The following is a 25,680-nucleotide window of genomic DNA, read 5'->3' as shown; positions in this document are numbered from 1 at the left end:
GCAATTAATGATTAAGGCGCTGGGTTAGGACCAATAACCATCGCGCTTTCGTCAATCGCGGCATAGACTTCAAACTCTTCAAGTGCGTAACCTTCGTTACGCCAGTATGAGTTTTCGTATTGCTTGCGATCTTCTTCATCTTTGGCTTTGCGGTGCGCGGTGCCTTTTTGCGTATAAATATGCAAATTGCTTAAAATAGTGATAGCAATGCGTTTACCCGGGAAGAACGGCGGTGTGTAGGCGCGCATGCCACCAATGTTTTTATCCATTTGCTGGGCTGCAACTTGTTCACTTGGCTTGTCAGCTTGGTTCATCATTTGCGTTTGCGCTTCTGCAGTAAGGTCTGCACCGACTAGTACAACTAAGCGCGGGTCGCTTCGTAATGACGGGTGAATAAGCGTGTTTTTAAGCTCGGTTACAATGGCGTCTAACGTTTTGTAATCGCCAGCACCTTTAGGATCAAAATAGATTGTGTCAGTCACGATTTGACCAGGCGCTTTTTCTTTAACGATTTGATGCCAGCCTTTGTTTACGTCTTCACCATTTGGGTTGGTAACTGGGTCTGTGGTCGCTTCAGCTGATACACCGTTAAAACCAACGCGCAGCATGTCGAGTGCAAAACGCAGCGTGGCATTTTGGTTAATCAGTTTCATAAACTGATTTAAGTTACCGGCGTTAGCCCATGTAGATAACAGCGCCCATGTAGTTGCTGAGCATGAATCGGTTTCAACCAATTCATAGGTATGCCCATCAACGCCTTGCTCTGATGTAAAACGGCCACCGGCTTTACGGCCTGTTGCAATGCCGTAGTTACCTACTTTTACAACTTGACCTTTAATTTGGTCTACTGGCATGGTCGTGATCATGCGTAGGAACTCGACCGACTCTAAAAGCGCGGCGCGCAGTTTGGTTTCCATTGGGTCTGAAATGGCAAACTTGTGTGATGCGTCTTCCACACCGAATGATTTTGCTACTTGCACCGAGTATTTTTGTAAAAACCCAGCGGCTGTTTGATTTAAGTGCATGCGTTATCTCGCTCTGTTATGCATTAATAAAGGTAAACGTGGTTAAGCGTTTGGTTAAACCAGGTCTACGGTTTCTCCGCCTACTGGGTCGGGCTCTTGGCCTTGCTGCTCTTGGCTAAGGGCATTAAATTTGTTTTCTATGCCGTCTACTTTTTTGCTAAAGCCGTCCATTTTTTCCATTAGCTGGCTAAACTGCTCAGCGGTTACGCCTGCTGCGGTTTTATCGTTTTCAGGCTCGTCGTCTTTTGGCTCTTCAACTGGCGGGGTTTCTTCGGCTTTTGGTGGCTTGCTGAATTTAGTTTCAAGGTCGGTCACCTTGGTTTCTAATCCGTCAAACTTGCCCATGAGGGCGTCAAACTGTTCTTGTTTCATGGTGTCTTCCTCGGTGATTTCATCTTGCTGATCGGCTGGCTGCTGATCACTAGAAAATAAGCTAAATAGTTGCGCCATTAAGCTTTGCGCTTTGGCTTGTTTGCTATTTGGGGTAGTTGGTTCGCTATTGGTGGTAATAAAGTCACTGTGTTGTAGCGTTTCGAGTTGGCTATATTCGTGATTTACTTCGTTATCACCAATAGAGAATTTTAAGCGGCTGGTGCCAGAACTGGCTGGCGAGTCGGTAACAGCAAGGCCTTGTAAGTAGCAGCGCCCTTCGCTTTTGTAATCGGGGTTTGGCTCGATAGACATAAACAGCTTTTGGCCGTCTTTATTGGCAGCTAGTAGGTAGTCGTTAGCGGTAATTTTTACAAACAGGCGTAATTTGCCCCCTTGTTTAGCGGCTTTTACTTCGTCAACAGTGCCCCAGTTTTTGCCCTCGCTTGGGCCCCAACTTGAACGAAAATGCTCAGGCCAAATAAGCGCGGTGTATTCATCAACCGAATACGATGCAGCCATTTGAGTGATCCACTCTTTTGAAATGGTGCGCCCGTCTACCGTTGCACCTTCTGTTGCTGCTATTACCCAACCTGATTGTTTTGCCATTACTTAGCCCAGCGTTACTTAATATTTAAACGCAGCATAGCCATAAAAAAAGGCTGAATACATTGGTTAGCTTTTTGGTAATTCCTAGATTGGGGTTTTAGGAAACGTGAGGGTTTTTATGCGGTTATAAGCTTATTGTAAACCAATACACTGTGGCTAGTTATTAATTTTATGAGCGACTTATACCACGTAATGGCTTATTCACCCGAAATACGCGAAGCAGCAAAACGGCTTTATTTGCGCCACCACACCCCCGACGAAATACGCGCGGAACTGGCGTTACCAAATAACCGTGTTATTTACTATTGGGCCGATAAATACAATTGGCGCGATATGCTGCGCGAAGAAGACGTAGACGAAGCCATTGCAAGGCGCATTTTAATACTTACCGATGTAAGCGACAAAACAGGCAACCAAATAAAAGAGCTCGACATGCTGATAGAAAAGCACGTTAAGCTTAAAAAACAGCGCGCCCAGCAAGAAAAAGCAGCACAGGCCGAACAACCCCACAGCACTAACCAACCCAGTAATAAAAACAATAATAGCGGCGGCACAGACAGTAAAAAAAGCAAAGGCCGTAAGCGAAAAAATGATGTTAGTCATTTAACCGCTGAAGACTTTGGCACCTGGTACGACTCGTTATTTGGTTACCAAAAAACCATGCACGAAAACTTGCACCAGCGTATTCGTAATATTCTAAAAAGCCGCCAAATTGGGGCTACTTACTATTTTGCAGGTGAAGCGTTTAAAGATGCGGTATTAAGTGGCGACCCGCAAATATTCCTCTCTGCTAGTCGTGCGCAAGCTGAGGTGTTCCGCAGTTATATAATTGCCATTGCGCAAGAGTTTTTTGAAATAGAGCTCACCGGTAACCCCATTACTTTGCACACTGCCCACGGTGATGCCGAATTACGGTTTTTAAGTACCAACAGCAAAACCGCGCAAAGTTACCACGGCCATGTTTATGTAGATGAATACTTTTGGATTGGTAAGTTTAACGAGCTAAACAAATTAGCCAGTGCCATGGCCACGCATAAAAAGTGGCGTAAAACGTATTTTTCGACCCCTTCAACTAAAGCGCACCCTGCTTATACATTTTGGACGGGTGATCACTGGCGACAAGGTCGTGCCGAACGTGAAGAAATTGAGTTCCCCAGCTTTGATGAATTACGCGATAACGGCAGGCTGTGCCCCGATAAACAATGGCGCTATGTAGTTACTATTGAAGATGCGCTACGCGGTGGTTGTGAGTTGTTCGACATTGAAGAACTGCGCGATGAATACAACGCCGATGATTTTAATAACCTGTTTATGTGCATTTTTGTGGACGATGCCGACAGTATATTTAAATTCAGCGACCTTGAAAAAGCCATGGTTGATGCCACCCGCTGGCAAGATCACAAACCCAATGCTGTGCAGCCATTCGGTAACCGTGAGGTGTGGTTAGGTTACGACCCATCACGCACCCGCGATAACGCTGCACTGGTGGTGGTTGCCCCACCTGAAATAGCGGGCGAAAAATTTAGAATACTTGAAAAGCACTATTGGCGCGGGATGAACTTTTCGCACCACGTGAGCGAAATTCAAAAAATATACGCTAAGTATCGCGTTACTTATATTGGTGTAGATACCACCGGCATTGGTGCGGGGGTATTTGATTCATTAAGCACACTTTACCCGCGTGAAGCCACCGCCATACATTACAGCGTAGGCAGTAAAACCCGATTAGTACTTAAAATGATAGACCTGATTGAAGGTGGCCGACTTGAATGGGATGCATCCCACAAAGACATTGCTATGAGCTGCCTATCAATACGCCGCACCAGTACCGACTCGGGCGGCGCCATAACATTTAAAGCCAGCCGCGATAACACCATAGGCCATGCAGATGTATTTTTTGCTATTAGCCACGCTGTTATTAACGAACCCCTTAACCATGCACATAAGAGAAAATCACGATGGACCATGCAGAATTAGACCAAAACGCTGAGCAGTTAACTGACCAGCCGCACGATCAACAAAATAAACAAAATGCGCCCGTTGTGTTTGGCTTGCCTGAGCAAGTAATGCCCGACATGTGGCTAACCGATTACGACTCACTATTTTATAACGATACCGACCAGTATTGGGAACCACCAGTAGACCGCCATTTATTAGCAAACCTTACACGGCGTAATGCCCAGCACGGCGGCATAGTGCAAAGCCGTGCAAACATGGCCGCGAGCCGTTTTATTAATGGCGGTATGAGTGCGCAGCAAGTACAAGCGGGCTTTTTAAACCTAGTGCAATTTGGTGATGTGGCACTATTAAAAATACGTAATGGTTTTAGGACACCTGTGCGATTGTTCCCGCTGCCTAGTTACCGTACCCGTGTTGGCGGTGATGGTGGCGCGGTAGTGCTTGAGCGTAACAGCCAAGTAAAAAAATATAAAAAGCGCGACATTATTTGGGTTCGCCAATACGATCCCGTGCAACAAGTGTATGGCTTGGCCGATTACTTAGGCGGGTTACAAGCCACGTTATTAAATGAAGACGCAACGCTGTTCCGCCGTAAGTACTTTTTAAACGGCGCGCACATGGGTTTTATTATGTATGCGACTGATCCTAACTTAGACCCTGACATTGAAGACGACATAAAAGAAAAAATTCAAGACAGTAAAGGCGTGGGTAACTTCCGTTCGTTATTCGTAAACATACCCAACGGTAAAGAAAAGGGCTTACAAATAATCCCTGTAGGTAATTTTGAAAGTAAAGACGAGTTTATGAACGTTAAAAACGTATCGGCGCAAGATATACTCAACGCCCACCGTTTTCCACCGGGCTTGGCGGGTATTATTCCGGCTAACAATGCAGGCCTTGGCGACCCGACTAAATACGATGCCATGTATTTTAAAAACGAGACTAAACCACTTATTAAATTAATGAGTGATGAAGTGGCAAGGGATCCTGAAATTGGCAGTAAATTACAGCTAAATTTTGATTTAGAACCGAATAGTTAAAAGTTATAAATGAGAAGTCAGGCAACTGACTTCATTCACATTTAAATTCAAGTGACACATTACCAGGCTTTGCAAACCCTGAGTTTGTCATATCGAGTTTTACTGTTTTAACCTTCTTATTTTTCTTATCGCAGAATTGATTCGCTTCAATGTAAACATCTGCTTTAACTCCATCAGGAGGACCAAAACCAACTTGCGCACTTCTTTTAGCAATCATGTAAATTCCATCATCCATAGGTATAACACCTGTGCTACTGCAGGCAGTTAAGAATAAAGTAAATAGCACCAAAATATTTTTCATATATATTTCTTTAATTTAGAGTGATTAATAACTAAGTAGTAAGATAACACTACTTTAAAATATTCGTAAATTATCAAGACCCATTTAGAAATACTTTTGCGCTTTTAGGTTAAACATAAATAGTTAAATGCTTATTTGTTATACACAAAATCACTGTATATAATAACAGTGTATTTTATTAACGATTGGTGGTTATTATGGCGCGGGTTACTTGTCCAAATTGCGAAGCTAAAGCAACAATTACATCACGCGAAAAGCAAAGCGCCCATGTTGTTAATTTATATTGTTCATGCACCAATACAAAAGAATGCGGGGCTACGTTTCGTATTACCCAATCGTTTGATCACTTCTTAAATCCGCCTTGTAAAACCACTGCGCAATTAGCGGCATCGCTAATTAAAAACTTACCGCGTGAAGAGCAATTAGAGTTAATTGGGCTTTAGCCATTTAGTGAATAAGTCTTAACTTTATCTGTCAGGTTTTATTGTTAGGGCTTAATCAAATCTTACAGTCGCATAAGTGCCATGAGCGGACGGTGGTAACGCCTCATTAATAGGCAAGAAAATAACTGGTTAAAATAAGCGAGGCACGAGCAAAAACCAACTGTTTTTTGTCCTGCTTTAATGACTTGTTAGCCATAATTAACTAGTTAATTAACTTTACTTCGAATAGCCTTTTACAGTCTCGACCAATACTTTCTTTACCTTCACAACTAAATTGAGCAACATCAAACTTAGCCGCAACATTAGGGTTATTACATAGTGGATTTGTGCAACTTACAGATGGGTTTGTATCGGAAATATTAAAGTAAGTTGTTTCCAGTTTCTCTATATAGTTGTACTCAGTTATTTCGACTTTTTTATGGGACACGATTATTCCTTTAAGTGCTTTATGGCTAACGCCCTACTAAGCGGCGAAAAATAGTTGGCTAAAATTGCGAGGAACGAGCGCTAGCCAACTGTTTAGCGTCCGTTTGAGTAACTTGTTATGCGAACTTTTTCGCAACTGCATTAACTTCATTGAGAAAGTTTTGGAACAACTTTATATGTTCTTCTCCTAAGCCAAGTTTGATTGAAACTTCAATTGAAGATGCTATTGCTAAATTTATAGAAGATGAAAGTATAAATATTAATTCAGAATCAGTGATTGAAGTGTTCAGCTGAATTTTATCATCTTCAAAGTTTTTAGACGCTAATGCCGTCAGATTACCATGTGAGAACCGACATAAGTGGTTGTACACAGTTTTGTATGCTTCTAACTCGTTAGCTTTATTAAATTTATCATAGATAGTAAAATCTTTAGACTTGTCATTTGAACTATTAAGCTCACTTAATTTATTCTCTACACTATCTTTAGATATTGACCCGTAGTATCTATTACTATGATCGAAGTTTTTTAAGTATGTTATTTCTGATTTTCTTTCTGCCTGCATTAATACATCGATAAATGTATCGTCGTCGACTAAACATTTTAAATCAATGTAAGTTTCAAGCGCGCTTCTCATTAATATTTGGCTTGATGTAAACCGCGAATTTCTAGCTAGGAAAATGATTTCATCACTTAACGAATTAATTCTAGAAAATAATGCCCAAATGAATTTTTCATTATTATTTTCAAATTTTGAATTTGAAAATAATTGATTTCGTTCTGAAATGAATTCGTCCCAAATTTTATAATAATGAGATTGCATGAGCATCCTTGTTCGCATAACAGCTTATTGAACACCATTTTGGTGGTTTATAACACACCAAAACGGCGTGTATTACATACCCTGATAATTTCACCAATAATTACCTTTGTAAACAAGTAATTAAAATAGCTAGGAATTAAGCTTGTTATTTTGCACCAAAGCGGCGGTTAATAATGTTATCGGACAAAATTAGGCTCCTACTCAAAAAAGCGGGAATAAATTTAACTTTTTCAGTGTCCGGTTATCGCTCAAAGCCGCCTGTCAGGCGAAGTCTAAACCCGTTCTTTTAAACTGTAAGATCGGATATGAGCTACTACAATTTAAGCATTAGCCATTAAAAACCCGCATTATGCGGGCTTTTTTGTGGGTGGTGTTTTTATTTTTGACTTAACAACTGAGTGAAATACCCAGTTGCGGCGTTTAACTGTTGATTTCATGGTTCACCATAATTCGCTTAATTCTTTTTCTAACTGCTTTTGTGCTAAACGTTCTTCTAATAGTTCACGGGTTGATTTGCTGCGCTCAATATATTGCGGCCGTGGCTCTTGGTTTTCATGATGTGATATTTTTATCGGTGTGCTTACTGTCTTGGGTGACACAATGCGCGCTTTTTTAGAGCGTGGTTTGGTTTCACCAGTGCGGGCTTTGTAAGCTTTGCGATCACAGCCACAACCTTGAACAAGCCCTAAGTTATCTTTACGTACTACGCGAGTGGTTCCGCATATGCATTTACACATAAAATGCTGCACACCTCGGTTGCGGCGGTCTTCGTTTAATACTGTCCAGTTGTTGAAAACGTCACCCGCTTTTACTTTACCTGTTGCCATGGCTGTTCTCCTGTTGTTTTGGTTGTGGTCTATTGGTTACTGCAAATACATCGGCGTTAGGTTCTTGCTGGTAGCCGGTGCAAATTTCTGTAGCAAATACGCTGTTATTGGTTTTCCCGCATTGGCCGTATTGGGTTTTAGGCGCGGGCTTGTCGAATTTAGTAATAAACGGGCTGTGCTGATCCTCTGCATATCCTTTTGGGCAAAACGCCTGGCAACTAATACATGCCTTTGGCATGAGTACTTTTGAAATTTGAATAGTCATTTTCTCTCCTACGCCATTAAATCCAGTGACCACCAATCGTTGTCGCTGATTGCTGATGCGCTGTTATTGTTTACTAAAATTGCTAAGTCCCAATCGCCAATGGTGATAAGGCCGTTTTTAGGCTCGCCGTAATGGAACTCACCGAGTTCATTGCGCGTTGCATTAAGGGTTTCGCGCCCGTCTAGCTGGGCGTATTGATAAGCAAGGTCTACTAATTGGCGAGCTTGCTGCCAGTGATTCTCTGTTACATGCCAGCTTGCCGATTTTTGGGCGAGTGTTTTTGCTCGGTATTCAATAGCGAGGTGCTTGTTGTGTTTTATTTGCGCGGTTTCGTCTAAAACATGAAGTTGGCCGTTTTTAATTTGGTAAATTTGGTCGTCTCTGGCGATCCTCTTGCCGTTATTAAGATCCTTTTTAACCTCTGTGATCTGTTTTTCATCACACCCCACCATATCGAGTATTAACTCGGCGCTAGAGCCCACGGCTATAGGCGTACAGTTATTACCACTAGACCAAGATAGGTCGGCTGCGCCGACGTTGGTGCTAGCCTTAGCTGCGAGTTTTTCTGCTGTACCTTTGAGTTGCCTTGTCCATTCGATAAGACGGGTTTTTAAGCTGGTTGCATCCGTTACGTTATGCACATTGTTAAACAAACGTGTAAGCACGGCTTTGTAATCAATGTTGGTTACAACCCCTTTAATGCGGCGAACTACTTCGGCGTAGTCGTTACCCATTGGGGTGTCTTCGTACATTGATTTAAAGTTAGCGGCGCGGCCAATACACATACCGCCTTGTAGTTTTACGTAGTCTTTCCAATTAGCGTTATCTGCCGCGTACCGAATAGGCTCTATTATTTCGTCTTTAATTGGTTTGCCTTTTGGCATACGGCGAAGCTCTCGCCAAACCGTAACGCTTGGCGAACCTTGAAATTGAAACTGGCGAATATTCCACGTACTTGCCCAGGCTAAAACGGGATTGGCTTGCTCTTGCAGGTTTTCGCCTGTGTCGGCGTCAACATGATCGGTCAGCATGTAACCATCAATATTTTTACTAATGTATTTAGCAATGTAGGCCGCTGCACTGCCCTTGCTTTTATCGAGCTTTACCGCGTCAAAGCGTGGGCTAAAAGTACGGTAAAATTTGGTAGGCGCTTTATGGTTTTTCGCCTTAAACTTTTTAGGTTCTCTTTTTTCAGCCTTGGCTTTCTCGGCCTCTGCTTTATTGCGTTGTATGGCTACTTCGTTAGCCTTCTTTTTAGCAAAGCCCCACTCGCTGCGCTTTTGTTTATAGATTTTAAATAACTTGGTTTTCTCAGTCCCTGCACGGTATTTAACGCAGGCTTCTACTGTTTTTATGTGGGTGCCATGGGTGTTTATATCTACAAATTTATTGAATACTTTTGCGCGGGTAAGCTCGGGGCCATAACGATCGTAAAGCTCGCTTTTATCCTCTTGAATAAAGTACCAACGCAAAATAGCGTTGATTTCTTGAAGTTTGTTTTTTGGCATGAATAACATCATGTGCCAGTGCGGACACCCGTCAGCATGTGGCTCTACAACACGTACACCAAAGTACTTAAGCTCACGGCGGTTTAATTTAGACCGTGCCCGCGCCCATGTTGTGGTTAAATAATTTTGCGCATCTTTAGGGGTTGAACCGTCCCACGTACTTGCATTGGCATGAAAACGCGCAGGGCAAGTAATGGTGTAAAACATGGCAACATAGCCCATTTCGTCGGCTAGTTCTTCGGTTTCACGGATGCGTAGCATTAGCTCATTACGGCGGTTAGCAGGGTTTGCCATGCCGCTTTTTACGGCTTCAATTAAGTTAATTACATCGCCGTCGCTGCTTTGTAGTTCCATCATTTCGAGGAACTGGCGACCACTGGCTTGGGCAAAGCTAAATTCACGTTGTGCTTGTTTTGATGAATACGGGCTAATACCCCGGCGTTTAGGTTTTTGGTTTTTTTTGTCGTAGTAAAGGTCTTTACCCACTTGGCCGGTTGCAATTTCTAGTAATTCCAAAAACTGTTTACGCAGGGTTTTTAATTGGCGAGCCCACCATTTATCGCATTGCAGTTTAAGCAAGGCGATTTCAAAACAGGCTTGTGGTAGGTCGTCTTCGCGCATGTCGTAAAATGGCACGTTTACGCCAAACTGTTTGGCATACCCTGCAACCCCTTCGTAGGTAAGGCGTACTATTTTTTCATACGGTAATTGCTGGTTTTGCTCACTTACATCAAGTGCTTTTTCAAGGCACTCTAATGCAAGAGTGCCTGCATGCTTTTTAGTTTTTTCAACACTACTTAGAATATGCCATGGCAATGGCATATTGTGAGTAATACTGAGCAGAACACCAAAGCGAGGCTTTAAACGCGCAATAGTGCGGTGCATCCATGTATTAGCACGGAACTGGCTCCCCGCTTTTTTTTCGGTGTAACGATCAATGTATTTACGGGCCATGCGACTTTGCAGCGACACAGGCACCTTTTCCAAGTTACTAGCAAGGTAATTAAAGTCGTCAATATCAGTAATAGACGAAATTAAGCCCTTAGCTATGCTTGATAGGTTAAGGGCGTCAAGGTCGAGCGGGATTGGGTTAGCCACGGCGCTACAGCTCTATTTCCATTGGCTCGCCACCAGTTTGTACGGCATTTAATGCAATGCTCATTAAGCTGTATGCTCGTTCAAAATTAACATCATCATCAGCAATCAGTTTTACGATTGGTAGCAAGTCGGTTAGCGTGTCTTCGCACTGTATTAGCATGTGTACGGTGCTACGTTTGTTTAAAAGACGGATAGTAAAATTGGCTTGCTCAATAGCGTGTTCAACAATATTCAGTATTAACTGTTTTTTAGATAGATCTTGGTCTTTGATAGTGGTCATTTTTAGTATTCCTTTGGGTGTTGTTTTAGGTGTTATTTCACAACGCCAAGCGCTGAGAATATTTTGCGGAACTCGTCGGTTCTATCGCCAAGGTAGGTAATAAAGCAGCCTTTTGGTGCGCCTTTTTTTACATTCCCTTGTGGGTCGTTGAAATGTGTGCGGCCATCAATAAAACAGCTTAAACCTGCGTTTAATAACTTTTGGCACCATGCTTCTGAGCTATTAACAAAGGTAATGTTCATTGCTTCTTTAAAGTGACCTAGTGCAAATTGCTCTAAGTAGTAGTCAATCCAATCGCCGTTGCTTGCTATATCTTCGGTAATGCAGTGGCCGCGATACTTATGGTAGCTCGGGTCGTTACATATTTTTTTAACGCACTTTGGTTTGCAGGCAAGTTCACCTTTATTAAATGGATGATTTAACCAAACTGTGTTTGCAATCCATTTTTGAGTTAATGCATCATCTTCTTTAGTGAAGTAGTTCATTGCTCTCACTGATTTATTTGCAATCGAATTGCTTGCAGGGTCTAAACCAACAACGGAGAACATTTGGTGCACATACTTCAAAACTTTAGCTGGCGTGTAAAACTCAACATTGCCACTGTCTTGATTGATTAGCTGATCGGGAGTCATGGCCGTTCCTTAATGTGCTTGTGAATCAGTTTTTAACTGTTCAACTAAATGCGGAACAACATCAAACTTAGGCGGGGTTCTTTCGAAGTTTTCGCGCCCAAGTACATTTGCTTCAGTAAAAGCGGCAACAATGTCTTGTAACGCTAAAATGCCTTTGCGAACTGCATCACGCTCTTGAAAATTAAACTGATAAAAGCTCATTTCAACATGACGTTGTTTAAGCCCCGCAGCAATACACACTATTTTGCGTTGCTTAGCGGTTAAAACAGCATTAAACACATAACCTGGTGTGCGCGTTCTATCACTCATTAATGCTTTTATTTCAGCTAAGCCTTTTGGTATGTGGCGCCCTTCTACTGCTTTTAATGGTGCAGGTTGTGCGTTTTCGGTTTGTTTAACTAATGCATTTGCCATGGTTATGCTCCTAGTTTGCTTTATGTTGGCCGTAAAACTCGTGAAACTTTTCAGCGCCTAGGCGCATCCATTCTTCTATGTCTTCTTCAACCCATACCACACGGCCGCTTGATGCCTTGTGCGATTTAGGAAACTGGCCGCGCTCTATTAAGCGGTAAATTGTTGAACGGTGAATACCGCACTTTTCTGCCACATCGGCTGGGCGTAAGTAGCGGTCGTTAATGGTGATAACTTCGCCGCGTAAATTGCGGCGGTAGTGATCGGCTATATTTGATTGGTTCATGCTGCTGCACCTTCTGCTTGGGCTTTTATCTGATCACCAAATTGGTTATGAAAGTGTTCCGGTGTCATTGAGCGCCAAATGTTAATATCGGTCGCTAACCAAAAAACACGGTCGCCAGCTATGCGGTGACTTGGTGGGAATTTATTAGCAGCCATTAACTTGTAAATCATTGCGCGAGAAATACAGCAAAGCTCTGTAATATCTTTGGCTCTTAAAAACTTTTCGCTTTCGCTAATAGGCTCACCTAGTAGTGTTGTGCGGTATTTTTTAGTATCCATTCTTTATTCCTCATCGTATTTAATAGCACTGTGTACAGTTCCTTTTTTTGTACTTTTTATGCTAACCTAGTTAGTTAAAAGGCCTTTTTGCTTTATTAACCTGCAAAAGGAACATAAATTGATTTTAATATACTCTTAAAGGTCATAATCATGACCCGTGTGACTATCGTAGATCATAAGGATGAACCATGTCAATCTCACTTGGCGAAAAATTTAAATTAATTCGCGGAACTACTGGTTTAAATCAAATTAAATTTTCTGAGCTGGTAGGTATTGGCATTAGCTCGTATAAAAAGTATGAGTCAGGCAATCATGATGTTGGCACTCAATCCTTGCTGAAAGTTGCTAATCACCCACAATTTAAAAAATATTCGCTATGGCTTATAACAGGCGAGACAAATCCGGCCGCTGGGCAGTTTGCACCAGGCGATGTGATTGATGAACTTGGCTTGTTAAATGAAGAAGAATTTGAAGAGCAGTTTATTGATACGTCTATTAAATCGTTAATGATGTTTTTCCATCTTGATTGGTTTAGGGTAAACCCAGATAAAAAAATTGATATTAACGACTGCGGTAAATTACTACTAAAAGACTTAAAACCGATTATTGACGCCCGCGCAAGCAAACCCGCCAATAGCCAAAAAACAGCATAAAAAAGCCCGCATTTAGCGGGCTTTTTAGTTACTTGTTATTTAATCGTTTTATTTCTTCATCTACTTGTTGCTTTAAGTTTTGGTAGGCTGGTTCAAGCTTCTGCCTTAGTTTTGGTATTTCGGCATATGTACCGTGATTTAAATTTTGAATTACGTGAACAAGGCTTAACTCAAAGTTACTGCAAGCAAGTGCTTCATCATAATATTCACTATTAAGATTGCCTGTATTTTCTACTAACCTATCAAAATCGCTGCAGATAACATCTAACTGTTTATCATAATTCTTTTTTACGTCATAAAATCTTAGCTTATCGCTCTCTTTGAATGGCCCTTTAAACCAATAGTCTAGCTCGTCAACTTTTGATTTTAATTGATAAATTAAATCTATTGGTTTTAACTGTTTGCGCTCTTGGGTTTGTTCAGTAGGTGTGCTTTGTGTGTTGTTATTGGTTTCGGTATTACTACCGCTACTTAAAATAGCAGCAATGGCCAATAGGATAATGCCAAATATAACGGCTGATTTTTGGGTTATGTCTTTATGTGTTTTGCCCTTTGATTCGGCTTTTTCTTTGTTTGTTTTGTTTATTTTGTTGAGCACAGGCGGGAAGAAAAACCCAGCGGCAAACATACAAATTACCCCTGATAGGTGATCGCCTAAATCAAAATACATTATTACTGATATAAGTGATAACACCCCGAGCACCCACGTTCCGACCTTGATCATACTTATTCCTTTTATTTTCCGTAATATGTAGGTTTATACATTAATTTATAGCGCACTTTTTAACAAGGCGAACCAAAATCGAATACGATAAATATTAAAAAAGTATTAGAATAATATTAGAAAAATACTTATTTTCGAATATTGACAGTGTATATAACTAAATGTTCTATGTAGCGCTAGGCTGCTACTTACAACGGTTTGAGACTGCATGAGACAAATACGGATAATCCCTTACTTGTCTATGACTTTGGCGTCAGTTATATTTATTTACACGGTAAACATTTAAACAAATGTACATTTGTATAAATATGTAAGTCCATTGTTAGCATCTTACTAAGGAGGCTATATGTTGGAACAATTAAGAATTTATCTAGCTGATATTTTTGCACCTGGTGTAGAAGAAAGCAAAAATAATGAGATAAGAATGATTATGCGTAAGAACGGTTCATTTAAAGTTGATATGAAATCATTTAGAAAAAGTGATGAAGTTAAACGACAGATTGATTACATACGCAATGAAGAAAGAGCCTAAGGGCTCTTTTTTTTTAAAGGGAATTTTATGGTTAAGCCTACCGTTTTTATTATCTTACTAATTTCAATTGTTGGTTATATTTTTTGTAAAAATAGTCATTTCACTTCACCAAAGTTCAGTAAGTCTAACGGCTATCATACTTTTTTACTTTCAGCTTGTTATGGCAGTGGTATTTTTGTTTTAGCTTTTGTTTTATATTGGCTGTGTAACTCAGACTCCGACAACTATTTTTTTGTTGGTTTTTTAAGCCCTTTATTGATTAATATTTTCAATGATATTGCTCCTTCAATCTATGTACCTTTTTGGTTTCTCAACTTTGTTCAGGTTTCCCTAATTGCATTGTCGCTTTCATTCGTAACCCCATGGATATTTCTGTTGCTTGCAATGCTTTTTTCAAAATCAACTAAAGCAGATGTAATGTACGGTGCTTTTAGTAAGATAGCTGATACAGATGATTTATCTGAATTTTCTAGCCTATTCTTTTTAAGTAATGAGACAGGAATACCGATAGCATTCACTTTATCAAATAGAAAAGTTTATGTTGGCTACGCATTTCATGGAGCCAAACATCTTAATGATATTATGGTGCTGCCTTTTAAGAGTGGTTATAGGTGTGATGATGAATTGCGACTTGAACTGGTTACTGACTATCAACCTATTTTTGATTATCTCCTTAAAAATGAAGAAGATGATGGCGCAAGGTTTTTAATAACTATCCCCATTAGAGAAATTGTACACGCTAGCTTGCATGACTTTGGCTATAAAGACCTTTTTAAAGAACACGAAGTACCCAAGAAAGATAAAAAAAAGCCCACTTTTATATCTCGAATATTTAAAAACCCGCATTAGCGGGTTATTTAACAAGTTTGAATATGGGCCGTTCTTGTGCAAGGGGTAAGTTAGTTGGCTTTTTAAGTGCTTGGTTTCTAAATATGGTGGCGCGTTTATGTGCCACGTTCATTGATTCTATTTTATCCCAGTTATCTGGCTGCTCTATTGTGGCGCCTAAATCCATAACTATAGAGTAGGCTACACCGTAATCGTCTTGTTGGGCCGCTGTTCCCTCTGGCATAAAGTGCTTTATTTTATGTTTAAGCATGGTTTCTATGCCTGTTGTGTTTTGGCCGCGTACTATAGCGACCCCAGTTATACATAACGCCATTGTTAAACAAATAAACATTACTATGAGTAACGGCATTTAAATTCCCTCTTTGGTTAGTAGGTCAGTAAACTTTTTAACTGGGTATATAGCAACAACACCTAGCGATAATATATTTAGTGCAACAACGCTAAAACTATAAGCGGGTGACAGCATGCTGTTATCTAGCAGGCCGCGCATTATAAATTGTATTAGCTGCACAACTGCTTGAGCTAGTGCAAGGTATAAGCAAAAACGCGCTGTTGTTGAGAACGTGCAACCCCTAATGCTATGCATGAAAAATAACGCAACAACAAATGCCATTGAGCAGCTAAACATGGTGAAGTAAAAAAACTGCCTGAGTGCTAGCTTGCTCATTTCTATTGTAATTATGTATTGCGCCAAGCTTGAGCTTACAAAGTGAAATACCATCACGGTAATCGCTGCAATAAAGCATGAATGCATTGTGTGATCATCAATTGATTTTAAATTACTCTTACCACCAAAAAATAACGCTGATCGGTGTTTGTTAAGCGTTGCGAGTAAAAATACAATAATGAGCATTTCTAAAGCTCTTATTGTCCAGTCTGTGGCGGTTATAAAATCAATCATGTGTTTTCCTTGGTTGTGTAATTAACCAGCAGTAATGCTGGTTAATAGATTTAATGGCTTACTTCTTTTTTGGTGGCTCTACACCGCCGCCGCCACCGCCATTTTTATTTCTTGCTACACCAGCATTGATGCGTGCTAGTTTTCCGTGTGCATATTGCTTGTTCATACTGTGTTCCTTTTGTTTGTTAAAAGATTCCTAATTAAGGAGTCAATTTCATTGTAATGATAAATTTTATAATAGCAACTCAAAGCACTGTATATAAACCCAGTTTAATCTTCCGAACAACTTGATTTATAACAATTTAATAGTGCGCGGTTTTACCTGTTTTCAACACTAAAAACACCTGTTTTTTACTCGTTTTTTTAACTTTTATACTATTTACTTTAATGGTGGCAATGTCTTATAGCTTTTGTTAAAAAGCACATTATTTAGCCTTTATTCTTCCGAACATTGTTTTAAAAGTGGCTTAAACAGGGCTAAAATTAATTTAAATTATTTTTATAAATAGGGTTATTTGATGATTGATTCTAATGTTGATGTAGGACCAGGCATAAAAGAGCTGGAGAAAAGTTTAGATAACAGCCTTTTAAGTGACTCTACTTTTATTGGCCGAGCAAGTGGAAGGAGCATGGAAGGTGTTGGAATATTTAGCGGTGATTTATTAGTTATAGATAGGGCGGCAAAAGTTAAACATGGTGATGTGATTGTTGCGGTGTTAAATGGGTTGTTTGTTTGCAAGATAGCAGATTTAAAAAATAACCTTTTACTTTCAGCCAACCCAGAAAATGAACCAGTTAAGCTCACAGAGTTTGACCAGTACAATATTGAAGGTGTTGTAACTCAGTCAATTAGAATGCATAGGGCTAATTTAGCCTTAGGATAGACAGAAGTTACATTAACTTTAAAAAAGGCTCTCCTTTCACAATCACTTTTGTTGTATCTAATTTATTAAGCTCATTTGTATTTATGTTTAATAAATTAGCTTCAACTAAAAATACCGCTCTTTGGTTTTGCTTATCAACACTCAAAATTTTAACCTTTGCGAATGTTTCTGCCTGTTCAGAGCGAACAAGCGCTTCACCCTCTAAGTCTGCAAATACAGAAAAGTTAGGGTTATCTTTTGATTTTGATACAAGCTCAACGCCCTGCTTTATATCTTTCTTTTTTATCGCAAACGCATGAAAGTCGTTTTCATTTTTACCAAATGAAACAATCACTGACTCATCCGAACCCGGCAATAAATTAAAGGAATCGACACTAATATAAAGTATTTTCTGCTGAAAATTATAAACATGGGAATAAATTATCAACGCTACAAGTATTATAGAGAAAAATATTTTCATAGGGGCGAACTCTAATTAACATGTTTATATTAAATAGAGCATAGTGCATTGGAAAGAATTGTTAATTGTAATGTCCGAAAAGTGCCAATTGCGGACACTCATAACCTTAGTCACTTGTTATAAGCCTGTTTAAATAAATTAGAACAAGTTCTTTTCACAACTAAGTGTATTCAGAATAGTGGCCTTTAGAGTAGAGCCCTTAATATTGACATGATCGTATCTACCAATTTTTGAATCATTTGAAGGTACGATTCTTCTAAACGAATATTCTCCATCTCTTGACGGGAAAGATTGATGCAAAGTTCCGTTCACTACTCTATAAAAACTACGATTAACGTTTCCATTATTGATATAAACTTCAACATCAATAAAGTCCATAGAATCGGTTACTTGGTCCCATCGACCAAATTTTATGGATTCTTCCTTTGTCATGGTTCTAACTTTACCCAGTTTAATAGCTTTGACTACGGAAGGGCTTGAATCACTTTTTGTTTTAGCTATTGAGCAAGTTGTGTTCTCAAATTCGAATGCTTGTAACGAACTACTTAGCAAAGAAAACATGATTAATACTGACTTAAATTTACTCATCGGCGATTGCACTCCAACTCTGCGTACGATGCATTTACAAGCATTTTATTATTGATTTCTGCCATATCTAAATAACCTGATCCTGGATATTTGTATGTATACGTACTAACAGTGTAAAATTTGTAGCCTGTAGGTGTTTCAAGTTTTGCCACACAGTTCTTGTACTTGTCACTTGTGCAGGATAAAGTCTCGTCACCAATCGTCATTGTCTGATAGTCCTTATCAAAGATGATTGTTTCTGAAAAATTACCAACATTTTGTTTTTTTACCTGACACACTAGGTGTGTATAGTTTTCTAATTGTTTTGTCTGTTTGCTAGGAGCTGATGTTGATTGACATCCAGCAACTAACAACGGAACCAAAAGAAACATAATCTTTTGCATAAAACCTCTTACTAAAATTTTAAATGTTTATATTAACCCGTTGAGAAGGTATAAATAAAATTAGGCTTATGACGCCTGCCTTCAGCCGACCGCTTGGAGCGGATGACCGAAGGGAAGTAGCGGAAAGCGGGTCGGCTGCAAGACGTTGTTATACCTAAGTTAATTTGGACAGTTGATCTACGACTGTTGCGCCTTTTTCGATTATTTTGCCCCAAGTATCCGCTGACTTGTTGAGCTTGGCAGCCTTTTCAGTAGCGGATTGAACGTGCCCCCAAGCTATCTTAATTTTACCGACTACTGGCTCGGATGAGTTTTCCCGAATTACTTCAGCATTCTCTAGGATTTCCCCCAAACCGTCGACATAACATTTTTGAACCGCCTTACTACCGCGAATTTGTAAATCATGTAACCCGCGTTCCAAAAGCGATATTTGTTCAAGTACAAAATGCTCAAGCTCTGAATCTAGTTCTGAAATCTCCAATGATTCTCTTAGATCAGCAACCAATTCTGCGATTGTATCAATGTGCGATTGGTCAAATTCTGCCTCATTTTCCGGAATGATGAATGCCGAAAAATCCAAACAAACTAGGAGTTCATTAGTAATGTGTTGTTTAAAGCTCTTCCAGCCAGCGTTGACGCTTTCCACTGCTGTGGCTTGATAAGCTTTCGTGAAATGAGGCTTATAAATGTTTTGAGGAACACCAGCTTTCGACAGTTTTCGAGCGGTTGCTTTTAGCTCTGAACGAAGAAGCTCAACAAGGCGAATTACTTCAAAAGACTCCATATCGCTGGAATCACCGAGAACAATTCTCCACGCTTCAACTGTCTTGACATCATCTTTTTGTTGACGGGCTTTCCGAAGAATGTCTCCGCAACGTGTTGCTGAATTATGTTTTGTTTCAGGCTGCAAGGAGCTCTCCCTTAGGTATAACAACTTTATCAATGGACACTTTCCCTATTTTAGCGTGAAAACATCCTTATTTTATGAACTTATATTAATAACAAATAGTGTAAGTTATTACCATTTATAAATATTATGCTTAATGTAGCTTATTTAAACATGTGAAAAAGGGGAAAGTATCCTCTTATTATGACTAAGCTAACGCACCCTGAATGACTGCTATTCGCTCTTTCCAGACCTTTAACAATACTAAGCTTACTTTATGGCACAATATATAAAGTCTTCCCACACCTCAATGCTTTGGCGTTTTTCTTTCATATAGTCGTATCTGTCGTAATGCACGCTTGATACATCAAACTTGTTGTGTTGCTGCAGTATGTCGCGGTTTATTTTATCTATGCCTGCTTTGCCCATGAGTGTTTTACACGTTCGGCGTAGGTCGCGAGGATTAAAGTTTGGCACTTTGTTTTTTTCGCACCATCGTAATATTGCCATTCTTAATGTTGATACATGGGCGGTTGCTGTTGGGTTGTCGCGATGCGGGAACATTTGCCCTGCTTTACCGCTTTGTTGCATTAATTCTTGAATAATGGGAATTGCGGTTTTGCACAATGGCACTATATGATCGCCCCGCTGTTGTACTTTTATTCTGCTAGCGGGAATGGTGAATGTTTTGCTTTTTAAGTCAAAATCACTTACGTATGATCCGTAAACCTCGTTTACGCGCTGGCCACCTAGCAGTAAAGCCAGTTTTATGTATTGATGGGTGTAATAAGGTAGGTCGTCTGCATTCCATACTTTTTTTAGTTCGGCTTCATTTAACCAGCGTTCGCCTTTGTTTTTTGGCGTTTCAAAATTAATGTCTCTGATGAAATTAGTTTTAATATCGTAGAGGTTTGGCTTTTTATATTGCTCTGGTGAGTTATCAAAATCTATGGCGAATTTTAATATGCTCATTAGTACGCTGCGAACTAGTCGCGCTTGTTCTTTAGCGCCACGGTTATAAACACGGTAAATAATGTCGCGGGCCATGTCGATTGTGAACTCGTCGGGCATTAATTCGGGTTTTATAAACGGGTTTATGTTTCTTTTAATTAGCTTTTCAGTTCGGTCTATTGTTGACTCTGCCCAGCGTGTACTTATGAATACGTTAAAGTCATCGAGCATTTTTAACATGGTACGCTTTGCCGATGATTCGAACTCGGCTTTTTGAGTTTCTAATTGGTGTTCTTGCGGGTCGATATTGTCACTTAACAAGACTGCTATTTTTGCATGTTTACTACGCGCTTTTTTAAGATCAACAGTAGGGTAATTACCAAGGCCGATTACTTTGCGCTTACCGTTTATGTGATACTGAACCCGAAACGTTTTAGCGCCAGATTCGCTAACCCTTATTTGTAAACGCCCTTCCCCATAATTACCTGACTCGGTTAATACGTAGCGTTTTTCTTTGGCCTTAAGCGCCTTAATTGATTTGTCTGTAAAGTTCATATATTGCCATTTGAAACTGTGACCACCACATTGGTCACAGTTTTGGTCTCAGTTTGTCTTGCGATAACAATAACAGAACGAGACAAAATAAACAGCTTTAGACTAGGTTAAATGGGGCTTGACAGGGGGTTGCGACAACATAATACTGGATGAAATCTAAAAAACCGACATGCCAAGTAATTCACACATAAAATAAATAAACCTTTAAAAAGCTAAACATAGAATATCGTTCTATTTTTAATAAGCGTACACTGAAAATCATAAGTATATTTACTTAATTAAACTTATATTACTACTAGATTAATTGATTTTTTAACGCTTATATTTTTTATGATAAGCCAAAATAAACGATTACAGCCAAACTGTTCGTATAACATACAACGCATTGTAATAATCGTACCGATAACTACACTTTAATCTAAGTAATGTACTTGAAACTTAGCGTTACTAGCGCTACTCTAAACGAGGTGGTCTGACCTCTATTAAGGAATTAGCAATGACACTCATATTTACACTCGGTTTAATCGCACTGCTCAGCATTGCGCTTTACCACAGAGCGAGTTGGAACACAGCACTTGGTGTTTCTGCCGCAACATTATTAATTGGTACCTTTGCTGGTGCTTTTGGTTTAATTAGCTGGGTGATCTTTTTAATCATCGCAGTGCCTCTTTCTGTTACTGGCATTCGTCAGCAATATATTATCAAGCCTATTTTCAAGGTCTTCAAAAAAGTTACACCGAGCATGTCTGACACCGAAAAGTCAGCTATTGATGCCGGTACAACTTGGTGGGAAGCTGATTTATTTTGTGGTAACCCAGATTGGAAAAAGCTTCATCAGTATCCAGTTCCAAAACTTACTATTGAAGAGCAGGCATTTATCGACGGCCCTGTTGAAGTTGTATGTAGTATGCTGGACGATTGGGAAGCTACGCATGAGCTAACTGATTTACCTCAGGATGTATGGCAATATCTAAAAGATAACAAATTCTTTGCCATGATCATTAAAAAGGAATACGGCGGCTTAGAATTCTCTGCATTTGCACAATCGTGTGTACTGCAAAAACTAACCAGTAAATCAACATTGCTTTCGTCAATTGTTGGTGTACCTAACTCGTTAGGCCCGGGTGAGTTATTACAGCACTACGGTACTGAAGATCAAAAAAATCATTACTTACCGCGTTTAGCAAGCGGTCAAGAAATTCCATGTTTTGCTCTTACTTCGCCAGAGGCAGGTTCTGATGCAAGCTCAATTCCAGACTACGGTGTAGTATGTAAAGGGCAATGGAATGGCGAAGAAGTAGTGGGTGTAAGCCTTACATGGAACAAGCGTTACATTACACTTGCACCTGTAGCTACGGTTCTTGGTCTAGCATTTAAATTACAAGATCCAGATGGATTATTAAGTGACGTTAAAGAGCCTGGTATTACCTGTGCACTTATCCCAACAGATACCCCTGGGGTAGAAATCGGTCGTCGTCACTTCCCGCTTAATGTGCCGTTCCAAAATGGCCCTACTCGCGGTAAAGATATTTTTGTACCACTTGATTACATTATTGGTGGCCCAGAAATGGCTGGTCAAGGCTGGCGTATGCTCGTTGAATGTTTATCGGTTGGTCGTGCAATTACGTTGCCGTCAAATTCAGCCGGTGGCATTAAAATGATTGCTGTAGCAACCGGTGCTTATAGCCGTATTCGTCGTCAATTCCGCTTGCCAATTGGTAAAATGGAAGGGGTTGAAGAGTCAATGGCGAAGCTTGCCGGTTATGCTTACAGCTCAGACGCTGCAGTAAGTATGTCTACTGGCGCGGTTGATTTAGGCGAAAAACCATCTGTGATTTCGGCTATTATTAAATACCACCTTACCGAGCAAATGCGCGATGCCACCATTCATGCAATGGACGTGCTAGGCGGTAAAGGGATCATGCTTGGGCCAAATAACTATTTAGGTCGTGGCTATCAAGGTGCACCTATTGCCATTACCGTTGAAGGTGCAAACATCTTGACCCGTAATATGATTATTTATGGTCAAGGTGCTATTCGTTGTCATCCATTTGTACTTACCGAGCTAGGTGCGTGTGAAATTGAAGACCGCGAAGAAGCGCTTAACGTATTTGATAAAGCGCTAATGGGCCACATTGGCTTTACCATGTCTAACCTAGTACGCACTAAGTGGCTTGCACTTACTGGCGCTCGCTTTACTAGTGTGCCGTACAAAGACGAAACGGCAGAGTTTTATCGTATAGCTTCACGCTTTAGTGCATCGCTTGCACTTATGTCTGATATTAGTATGGCAGTATTTGGTGGTTCACTTAAACGTAAAGAACGTATTTCAGCACGCTTAGGTGACTTATTAAGCTACCTTTACTTAGTGTCTGCAACGCTTAAACGTTATAACGACGAAGGCCGTAAAAAAGAAGATTTTGCACTGGTTCAGTGGAGCTGTCAGGATCACCTTTACCACTGTCAACGTGCGCTTGCTGATTTAATCAACAATATGCCATCTGCACCACTTCGTGGCGTATTAAAAGTATTGTTATTCCCGTTTGGTCGCCCGGTTCGTAAACCTACCGACAAACTTGAGCATAAACTAGCGCAATTACTGCAAGTGCCTAGCGAAACGCGTAATCGTTTAGCAAGTTATGTATACCTTACAAACGAGCCGCTTAACCTTGTAGGTCGTCAAGAGCAAACGCTTAAAGATGTGCTAGAGGTAGAGCCTTTATTTGAACGCGTATGTAAAGAGAAAGGCGTTAAATTGCCATTCTTCCAACTTGATAAAGTGGCGCAAATGGGCTTAGAAGCCGGCATTTTAAGCCAAGCTGAAGCTGATAAGTTAGCAGCTGTTGAACAAGCTCGCTTAGACGTTATTAACGTTGACGACTTTGACCCTGCAGATTTACTTGCCGGCAAAGCAGCGCGTAATAGCAAAGCTAAATCTAAAAAGGCAGATGCCGCTTAACTAGTTTAGTAAAGCTAGCAGCAACCCTGTTGAAATTAGCCAAACCAGCGCATAATGCGCTGGTTTTTTTTGTGCAAGGTAAACCTGTAATACACACCACATATTTCCAATGACAAATAATACAATATGAGTGTGACCAAAAATAACGCTATAACTTATTGTGGCTAATAAAAACAGCAATATGCTAGGTAAAAACTGGCTAATATAAAAGGCACGTTCTTGCTCGCATGTTTTAAAAAACAATCGATACTGCTCATACACCCTACCGCAATCAAATTGCAATGAACTACTAAAGAGTACAATAAAAGCCATGGCTAATATCACAAGTATAGGTACTAAATCAGCACGTTCGTTTATTAGCGCAGCTGATGCCATGAATACACATAAAAGTAACGACACGCGCCAAACAAGTGTCCAACAATGGTTTAATAAATAACAAAACCAAAAGCCCAATAATGAACTTACTGCAATACGCCCGTTAACATTAACCACGAGGACAAAAAGGCTCAGCGCAAACAATAAAGCAAAGCCCATATGATAATTGAGCGGCTGCATATGAATAGGAACCAGCACTAATATCGTGCTAAACAAAAAGCCATATACCAGTGCGCTGGTTTTGTATAAACACAAAACGCCCAAGCTAAACTGCAGCAACATAAATACAATAAAATGCGGTACTTTAACCCATTGTGATAGCGTTAAATCTAGCGCAATTAATACACTGGCTATAAGCCATGCATTACTGAGCGTTAATAGTTTAATATCGACTAAATATAACCAAACTGATCGTGCAATAGTTTGCTGAAATAACCGCTGCTTACTATTTTTAATTGCTGACTTCATTGCGCTGAGCATCACACTTTGTAGTAACAAATAAAATAAAGCCATTTGTGCACCGTATTGGGGTGCTGCGCTGCTGTCTATAATTTTTCCAAGGCCTAAAAAAAGTAGCAATATCAAACCCAACACTGACGAGCCTAACACCACTAAAAATAACAACCCAAAGCTTTTTAGTTGTAACAATAATTGCGTGAGTTCAGTTTTGTAAGCCTGATAACGATAATCCATAAAAGAGCGATATTGCCCGATTGATTGTTTTAAATTTGCAATCATAACGGTATACACTCAAAGCCACGCTCAATAAATGGCGCTGGTTCATGGCAGGTGATGACTATTTGCCCATTTGGCTTATCTATTAGATATTCATCAAGCAGTACTAATAAATACTGAATACTGGCTTGATCAAGTGCTGCGCTGGGTTCGTCTAGAAGTAAATAAGGTGCATCACGCATAAGCGCTAAAATTAACTGGCATTTCTTTTGATTACCTGACGACAGCGCATCAAAACGAGTATTTAAAAATTCATTGAAATTAAACCCATCTATTATTGTCGTTGGCCAATCACAACCCAGCGTATTCACGGACAAGTTAATAATTTGCTTTGCCGTAAGAAAGTCAGGTAAAGCAATACAGTCTGAGGCTATAGCAACTTGTTTATGCGGTTCGGTTAATGCTTTTTTAGAAAATAAAATCTGCCCACTTTGGCGCGTTTCGAGCTCTGCCAACATCATCAACAGCGTTGTTTTACCTTGGCCATTAGGCGCTTCAATGCATATTTTAGGTGCACAAAACTGCACACTATAACCACTGTACAATACGTTTTCAGCAAACTGTTTATGTAACCCAATGACTTCTATCATAAATACTCCCTGATTTTGAAAGTGAATTATAACTGGTTTTCTATTTTCGTGGGCTACATGGTTTGTAACACTTTATT

Annotated in this window: 31 protein-coding genes; 8 read left to right on the top strand and 23 right to left on the bottom strand. The window is 40.0% G+C overall.

Features of this window, described 5'->3' with window-relative positions:
- Positions 1–11 precede the first annotated feature (11 nt).
- Complete coding sequence (locus ABZP26_RS05875) at positions 12–1,025, bottom strand: phage major capsid protein, P2 family (RefSeq protein ID WP_024601302.1); 1,014 nt, start codon at positions 1,023–1,025, stop codon at positions 12–14.
- A 54-nt stretch (positions 1,026–1,079) separates the two neighbouring features.
- On the bottom strand, positions 1,080–2,003 hold the full coding sequence (locus ABZP26_RS05870) for a GPO family capsid scaffolding protein (RefSeq protein ID WP_368485477.1): 924 nt from the start codon (positions 2,001–2,003) through the stop codon (positions 1,080–1,082).
- 171 nt (positions 2,004–2,174) lie between these two features.
- Between ABZP26_RS05870 and ABZP26_RS05865 the strand changes: the two genes are divergently transcribed.
- Entirely contained in the window at positions 2,175–3,980 is a 1,806-nt protein-coding gene (locus tag ABZP26_RS05865; protein ID WP_368485298.1) for a terminase family protein, read from the top strand.
- Positions 3,962–5,002: a phage portal protein gene (locus tag ABZP26_RS05860; RefSeq protein WP_368485476.1), complete on the top strand. Its 1,041-nt coding sequence runs from the start codon at positions 3,962–3,964 to the stop codon at positions 5,000–5,002. Before ABZP26_RS05865 ends, ABZP26_RS05860 begins: the two co-directional genes overlap by 19 nt.
- A 31-nt stretch (positions 5,003–5,033) precedes the next feature.
- Here ABZP26_RS05860 and ABZP26_RS05855 read toward each other — a convergent pair whose 3' ends face one another.
- Positions 5,034–5,303, bottom strand: coding sequence for a hypothetical protein (locus ABZP26_RS05855; protein ID WP_368485475.1), 270 nt, complete (start codon positions 5,301–5,303; stop codon positions 5,034–5,036).
- Between the two features lie 197 nt (positions 5,304–5,500).
- Here ABZP26_RS05855 and ABZP26_RS05850 point away from each other — a divergent pair, with 197 nt between their 5' ends.
- Positions 5,501–5,746 carry an ogr/Delta-like zinc finger family protein gene (locus tag ABZP26_RS05850; RefSeq protein ID WP_009838248.1) on the top strand — a complete coding sequence of 82 codons (246 nt, stop codon included), beginning with the start codon at positions 5,501–5,503 and terminating at the stop codon, positions 5,744–5,746.
- A 202-nt stretch (positions 5,747–5,948) separates the two neighbouring features.
- On the opposite strand, the gene ABZP26_RS05845 is transcribed toward ABZP26_RS05850, so the two are convergent.
- The 10 genes from ABZP26_RS05845 to ABZP26_RS05800 all read right to left on the bottom strand — a co-directional run bounded on the left by ABZP26_RS05845 (position 5,949) and on the right by ABZP26_RS05800 (position 12,578).
- Positions 5,949–6,173, bottom strand: coding sequence for a hypothetical protein (locus ABZP26_RS05845; RefSeq protein WP_368485474.1), 225 nt, complete (start codon positions 6,171–6,173; stop codon positions 5,949–5,951).
- A 115-nt stretch (positions 6,174–6,288) separates the two neighbouring features.
- Positions 6,289–6,993, bottom strand: a complete 705-nt coding sequence (locus tag ABZP26_RS05840; RefSeq protein ID WP_368485473.1) for a DUF5677 domain-containing protein — start codon at positions 6,991–6,993, stop codon at positions 6,289–6,291.
- Positions 6,994–7,433: 440 nt separating this feature from the next.
- Positions 7,434–7,820, bottom strand: a complete 387-nt coding sequence (locus ABZP26_RS05835) for a hypothetical protein (protein ID WP_368485472.1) — start codon at positions 7,818–7,820, stop codon at positions 7,434–7,436.
- Complete coding sequence (locus tag ABZP26_RS05830; protein WP_368485471.1) at positions 7,807–8,085, bottom strand: hypothetical protein; 279 nt, start codon at positions 8,083–8,085, stop codon at positions 7,807–7,809. Before ABZP26_RS05830 ends, ABZP26_RS05835 begins: the two co-directional genes overlap by 14 nt.
- An 8-nt stretch (positions 8,086–8,093) precedes the next feature.
- Positions 8,094–10,691, bottom strand: coding sequence for a replication endonuclease (locus ABZP26_RS05825; RefSeq protein ID WP_368485470.1), 2,598 nt, complete (start codon positions 10,689–10,691; stop codon positions 8,094–8,096).
- A gap of 4 nt (positions 10,692–10,695) precedes the next feature.
- Entirely contained in the window at positions 10,696–10,971 is a 276-nt protein-coding gene (locus tag ABZP26_RS05820; protein WP_350314733.1) for a hypothetical protein, read from the bottom strand.
- Positions 10,972–11,003: 32 nt separating this feature from the next.
- Positions 11,004–11,603 (bottom strand): DNA N-6-adenine-methyltransferase, encoded by a 600-nt coding sequence (locus tag ABZP26_RS05815; protein WP_368485469.1) that lies wholly within the window; start codon positions 11,601–11,603, stop codon positions 11,004–11,006.
- Positions 11,604–11,612: 9 nt separating this feature from the next.
- Complete coding sequence (locus ABZP26_RS05810; protein ID WP_368485468.1) at positions 11,613–12,017, bottom strand: hypothetical protein; 405 nt, start codon at positions 12,015–12,017, stop codon at positions 11,613–11,615.
- Between the two features lie 10 nt (positions 12,018–12,027).
- On the bottom strand, positions 12,028–12,300 hold the full coding sequence (locus ABZP26_RS05805) for a helix-turn-helix transcriptional regulator (protein WP_368485467.1): 273 nt from the start codon (positions 12,298–12,300) through the stop codon (positions 12,028–12,030).
- The gene (locus ABZP26_RS05800) at positions 12,297–12,578 is read right to left on the bottom strand and encodes a helix-turn-helix transcriptional regulator (protein WP_368485466.1); all 282 of its coding nucleotides are present in this window, start codon (positions 12,576–12,578) and stop codon (positions 12,297–12,299) included. The genes ABZP26_RS05805 and ABZP26_RS05800 overlap by 4 nt, the downstream gene beginning before the upstream one ends.
- 188 nt (positions 12,579–12,766) lie before the next feature.
- On the opposite strand from ABZP26_RS05800, the gene ABZP26_RS05795 reads away from it, so the two are divergent.
- Positions 12,767–13,231, top strand: a complete 465-nt coding sequence (locus tag ABZP26_RS05795; RefSeq protein ID WP_368485465.1) for a helix-turn-helix domain-containing protein — start codon at positions 12,767–12,769, stop codon at positions 13,229–13,231.
- Positions 13,232–13,259: 28 nt separating this feature from the next.
- Here the strand turns inward: ABZP26_RS05795 and ABZP26_RS05790 are convergent, their stop codons facing one another.
- Positions 13,260–13,955, bottom strand: coding sequence for a hypothetical protein (locus tag ABZP26_RS05790; RefSeq protein WP_368485464.1), 696 nt, complete (start codon positions 13,953–13,955; stop codon positions 13,260–13,262).
- A 346-nt stretch (positions 13,956–14,301) separates the two neighbouring features.
- Between ABZP26_RS05790 and ABZP26_RS05785 the strand changes: the two genes are divergently transcribed.
- Together ABZP26_RS05785 and ABZP26_RS05780 are read left to right on the top strand one after the other, a co-directional pair.
- Complete coding sequence (locus tag ABZP26_RS05785) at positions 14,302–14,487, top strand: hypothetical protein (RefSeq protein ID WP_368485463.1); 186 nt, start codon at positions 14,302–14,304, stop codon at positions 14,485–14,487.
- 27 nt (positions 14,488–14,514) lie between these two features.
- Positions 14,515–15,336 carry a hypothetical protein gene (locus ABZP26_RS05780; protein WP_368485462.1) on the top strand — a complete coding sequence of 274 codons (822 nt, stop codon included), beginning with the start codon at positions 14,515–14,517 and terminating at the stop codon, positions 15,334–15,336.
- A 4-nt stretch (positions 15,337–15,340) separates the two neighbouring features.
- Here ABZP26_RS05780 and ABZP26_RS05775 read toward each other — a convergent pair whose 3' ends face one another.
- Both ABZP26_RS05775 and ABZP26_RS05770 read right to left on the bottom strand, forming a co-directional pair.
- Positions 15,341–15,685, bottom strand: a complete 345-nt coding sequence (locus ABZP26_RS05775; protein WP_368485461.1) for a hypothetical protein — start codon at positions 15,683–15,685, stop codon at positions 15,341–15,343.
- Positions 15,686–16,237 carry a hypothetical protein gene (locus ABZP26_RS05770; protein WP_368485460.1) on the bottom strand — a complete coding sequence of 184 codons (552 nt, stop codon included), beginning with the start codon at positions 16,235–16,237 and terminating at the stop codon, positions 15,686–15,688. It abuts the gene before it with no gap.
- A gap of 518 nt (positions 16,238–16,755) precedes the next feature.
- Between ABZP26_RS05770 and ABZP26_RS05765 the strand changes: the two genes are divergently transcribed.
- Positions 16,756–17,121: a LexA family protein gene (locus ABZP26_RS05765; RefSeq protein WP_368485459.1), complete on the top strand. Its 366-nt coding sequence runs from the start codon at positions 16,756–16,758 to the stop codon at positions 17,119–17,121.
- Between the two features lie 7 nt (positions 17,122–17,128).
- Here ABZP26_RS05765 and ABZP26_RS05760 read toward each other — a convergent pair whose 3' ends face one another.
- The 5 genes from ABZP26_RS05760 to ABZP26_RS05740 all read right to left on the bottom strand — a co-directional run bounded on the left by ABZP26_RS05760 (position 17,129) and on the right by ABZP26_RS05740 (position 20,944).
- Positions 17,129–17,581 (bottom strand): hypothetical protein, encoded by a 453-nt coding sequence (locus ABZP26_RS05760; RefSeq protein ID WP_368485458.1) that lies wholly within the window; start codon positions 17,579–17,581, stop codon positions 17,129–17,131.
- A gap of 138 nt (positions 17,582–17,719) precedes the next feature.
- Complete coding sequence (locus tag ABZP26_RS05755; protein ID WP_368485457.1) at positions 17,720–18,169, bottom strand: hypothetical protein; 450 nt, start codon at positions 18,167–18,169, stop codon at positions 17,720–17,722.
- Positions 18,166–18,552: a hypothetical protein gene (locus tag ABZP26_RS05750; protein ID WP_368485456.1), complete on the bottom strand. Its 387-nt coding sequence runs from the start codon at positions 18,550–18,552 to the stop codon at positions 18,166–18,168. The genes ABZP26_RS05755 and ABZP26_RS05750 overlap by 4 nt, the downstream gene beginning before the upstream one ends.
- A gap of 154 nt (positions 18,553–18,706) precedes the next feature.
- Complete coding sequence (locus ABZP26_RS05745) at positions 18,707–19,462, bottom strand: hypothetical protein (RefSeq protein ID WP_368485455.1); 756 nt, start codon at positions 19,460–19,462, stop codon at positions 18,707–18,709.
- A gap of 246 nt (positions 19,463–19,708) precedes the next feature.
- Positions 19,709–20,944 carry a tyrosine-type recombinase/integrase gene (locus ABZP26_RS05740; RefSeq protein ID WP_368485454.1) on the bottom strand — a complete coding sequence of 412 codons (1,236 nt, stop codon included), beginning with the start codon at positions 20,942–20,944 and terminating at the stop codon, positions 19,709–19,711.
- Positions 20,945–21,440: 496 nt separating this feature from the next.
- Here ABZP26_RS05740 and fadE point away from each other — a divergent pair, with 496 nt between their 5' ends.
- Positions 21,441–23,903, top strand: a complete 2,463-nt coding sequence (gene fadE / locus ABZP26_RS05735; protein ID WP_013464564.1) for an acyl-CoA dehydrogenase FadE — start codon at positions 21,441–21,443, stop codon at positions 23,901–23,903.
- Here the strand turns inward: fadE and ABZP26_RS05730 are convergent, their stop codons facing one another.
- Both ABZP26_RS05730 and ABZP26_RS05725 read right to left on the bottom strand, forming a co-directional pair.
- Positions 23,904–25,016, bottom strand: coding sequence for a DUF6136 family protein (locus ABZP26_RS05730; protein WP_368485453.1), 1,113 nt, complete (start codon positions 25,014–25,016; stop codon positions 23,904–23,906).
- Complete coding sequence (locus ABZP26_RS05725) at positions 25,013–25,603, bottom strand: ATP-binding cassette domain-containing protein (RefSeq protein WP_013464562.1); 591 nt, start codon at positions 25,601–25,603, stop codon at positions 25,013–25,015. Before ABZP26_RS05725 ends, ABZP26_RS05730 begins: the two co-directional genes overlap by 4 nt.
- Positions 25,604–25,680 lie beyond the last annotated feature (77 nt).

Origin of the sequence: Pseudoalteromonas sp. SD03, assembly GCF_040937955.1 — a bacterium.
Lineage (GTDB): Bacteria > Pseudomonadota > Gammaproteobacteria > Enterobacterales > Alteromonadaceae > Pseudoalteromonas > Pseudoalteromonas tetraodonis.
Note: the sequence above shows the minus strand (reverse complement) of the source record. Positions and strands in the feature narration are given on the sequence as shown.

Bases quoted from the DNA above. Each gene is read 5' to 3' on its own strand.
- ABZP26_RS05875 (WP_024601302.1), bottom strand. From the start codon at position 1,025: ATGCACTTAAATCAAACAGCCGCTGGGTTTTTACAAAAATACTCGGTG.
- ABZP26_RS05870 (WP_368485477.1), bottom strand. From the start codon at position 2,003: ATGGCAAAACAATCAGGTTGGGTAATAGCAGCAACAGAAGGTGCAACG.
- ABZP26_RS05865 (WP_368485298.1), top strand. From the start codon at position 2,175: ATGAGCGACTTATACCACGTAATGGCTTATTCACCCGAAATACGCGAA.
- ABZP26_RS05860 (WP_368485476.1), top strand. From the start codon at position 3,962: ATGGACCATGCAGAATTAGACCAAAACGCTGAGCAGTTAACTGACCAG.
- ABZP26_RS05855 (WP_368485475.1), bottom strand. From the start codon at position 5,303: ATGAAAAATATTTTGGTGCTATTTACTTTATTCTTAACTGCCTGCAGT.
- ABZP26_RS05850 (WP_009838248.1), top strand. From the start codon at position 5,501: ATGGCGCGGGTTACTTGTCCAAATTGCGAAGCTAAAGCAACAATTACA.
- ABZP26_RS05840 (WP_368485473.1), bottom strand. From the start codon at position 6,993: ATGCAATCTCATTATTATAAAATTTGGGACGAATTCATTTCAGAACGA.
- ABZP26_RS05835 (WP_368485472.1), bottom strand. From the start codon at position 7,820: ATGGCAACAGGTAAAGTAAAAGCGGGTGACGTTTTCAACAACTGGACA.
- ABZP26_RS05830 (WP_368485471.1), bottom strand. From the start codon at position 8,085: ATGACTATTCAAATTTCAAAAGTACTCATGCCAAAGGCATGTATTAGT.
- ABZP26_RS05820 (WP_350314733.1), bottom strand. From the start codon at position 10,971: ATGACCACTATCAAAGACCAAGATCTATCTAAAAAACAGTTAATACTG.
- ABZP26_RS05815 (WP_368485469.1), bottom strand. From the start codon at position 11,603: ATGACTCCCGATCAGCTAATCAATCAAGACAGTGGCAATGTTGAGTTT.
- ABZP26_RS05810 (WP_368485468.1), bottom strand. From the start codon at position 12,017: ATGGCAAATGCATTAGTTAAACAAACCGAAAACGCACAACCTGCACCA.
- ABZP26_RS05805 (WP_368485467.1), bottom strand. From the start codon at position 12,300: ATGAACCAATCAAATATAGCCGATCACTACCGCCGCAATTTACGCGGC.
- ABZP26_RS05800 (WP_368485466.1), bottom strand. From the start codon at position 12,578: ATGGATACTAAAAAATACCGCACAACACTACTAGGTGAGCCTATTAGC.
- ABZP26_RS05795 (WP_368485465.1), top strand. From the start codon at position 12,767: ATGTCAATCTCACTTGGCGAAAAATTTAAATTAATTCGCGGAACTACT.
- ABZP26_RS05790 (WP_368485464.1), bottom strand. From the start codon at position 13,955: ATGATCAAGGTCGGAACGTGGGTGCTCGGGGTGTTATCACTTATATCA.
- ABZP26_RS05785 (WP_368485463.1), top strand. From the start codon at position 14,302: ATGTTGGAACAATTAAGAATTTATCTAGCTGATATTTTTGCACCTGGT.
- ABZP26_RS05780 (WP_368485462.1), top strand. From the start codon at position 14,515: ATGGTTAAGCCTACCGTTTTTATTATCTTACTAATTTCAATTGTTGGT.
- ABZP26_RS05775 (WP_368485461.1), bottom strand. From the start codon at position 15,685: ATGCCGTTACTCATAGTAATGTTTATTTGTTTAACAATGGCGTTATGT.
- ABZP26_RS05770 (WP_368485460.1), bottom strand. From the start codon at position 16,237: ATGATTGATTTTATAACCGCCACAGACTGGACAATAAGAGCTTTAGAA.
- ABZP26_RS05765 (WP_368485459.1), top strand. From the start codon at position 16,756: ATGATTGATTCTAATGTTGATGTAGGACCAGGCATAAAAGAGCTGGAG.
- ABZP26_RS05760 (WP_368485458.1), bottom strand. From the start codon at position 17,581: ATGAAAATATTTTTCTCTATAATACTTGTAGCGTTGATAATTTATTCC.
- ABZP26_RS05755 (WP_368485457.1), bottom strand. From the start codon at position 18,169: ATGAGTAAATTTAAGTCAGTATTAATCATGTTTTCTTTGCTAAGTAGT.
- ABZP26_RS05750 (WP_368485456.1), bottom strand. From the start codon at position 18,552: ATGCAAAAGATTATGTTTCTTTTGGTTCCGTTGTTAGTTGCTGGATGT.
- ABZP26_RS05740 (WP_368485454.1), bottom strand. From the start codon at position 20,944: ATGAACTTTACAGACAAATCAATTAAGGCGCTTAAGGCCAAAGAAAAA.
- fadE (WP_013464564.1), top strand. From the start codon at position 21,441: ATGACACTCATATTTACACTCGGTTTAATCGCACTGCTCAGCATTGCG.
- ABZP26_RS05730 (WP_368485453.1), bottom strand. From the start codon at position 25,016: ATGATTGCAAATTTAAAACAATCAATCGGGCAATATCGCTCTTTTATG.
- ABZP26_RS05725 (WP_013464562.1), bottom strand. From the start codon at position 25,603: ATGATAGAAGTCATTGGGTTACATAAACAGTTTGCTGAAAACGTATTG.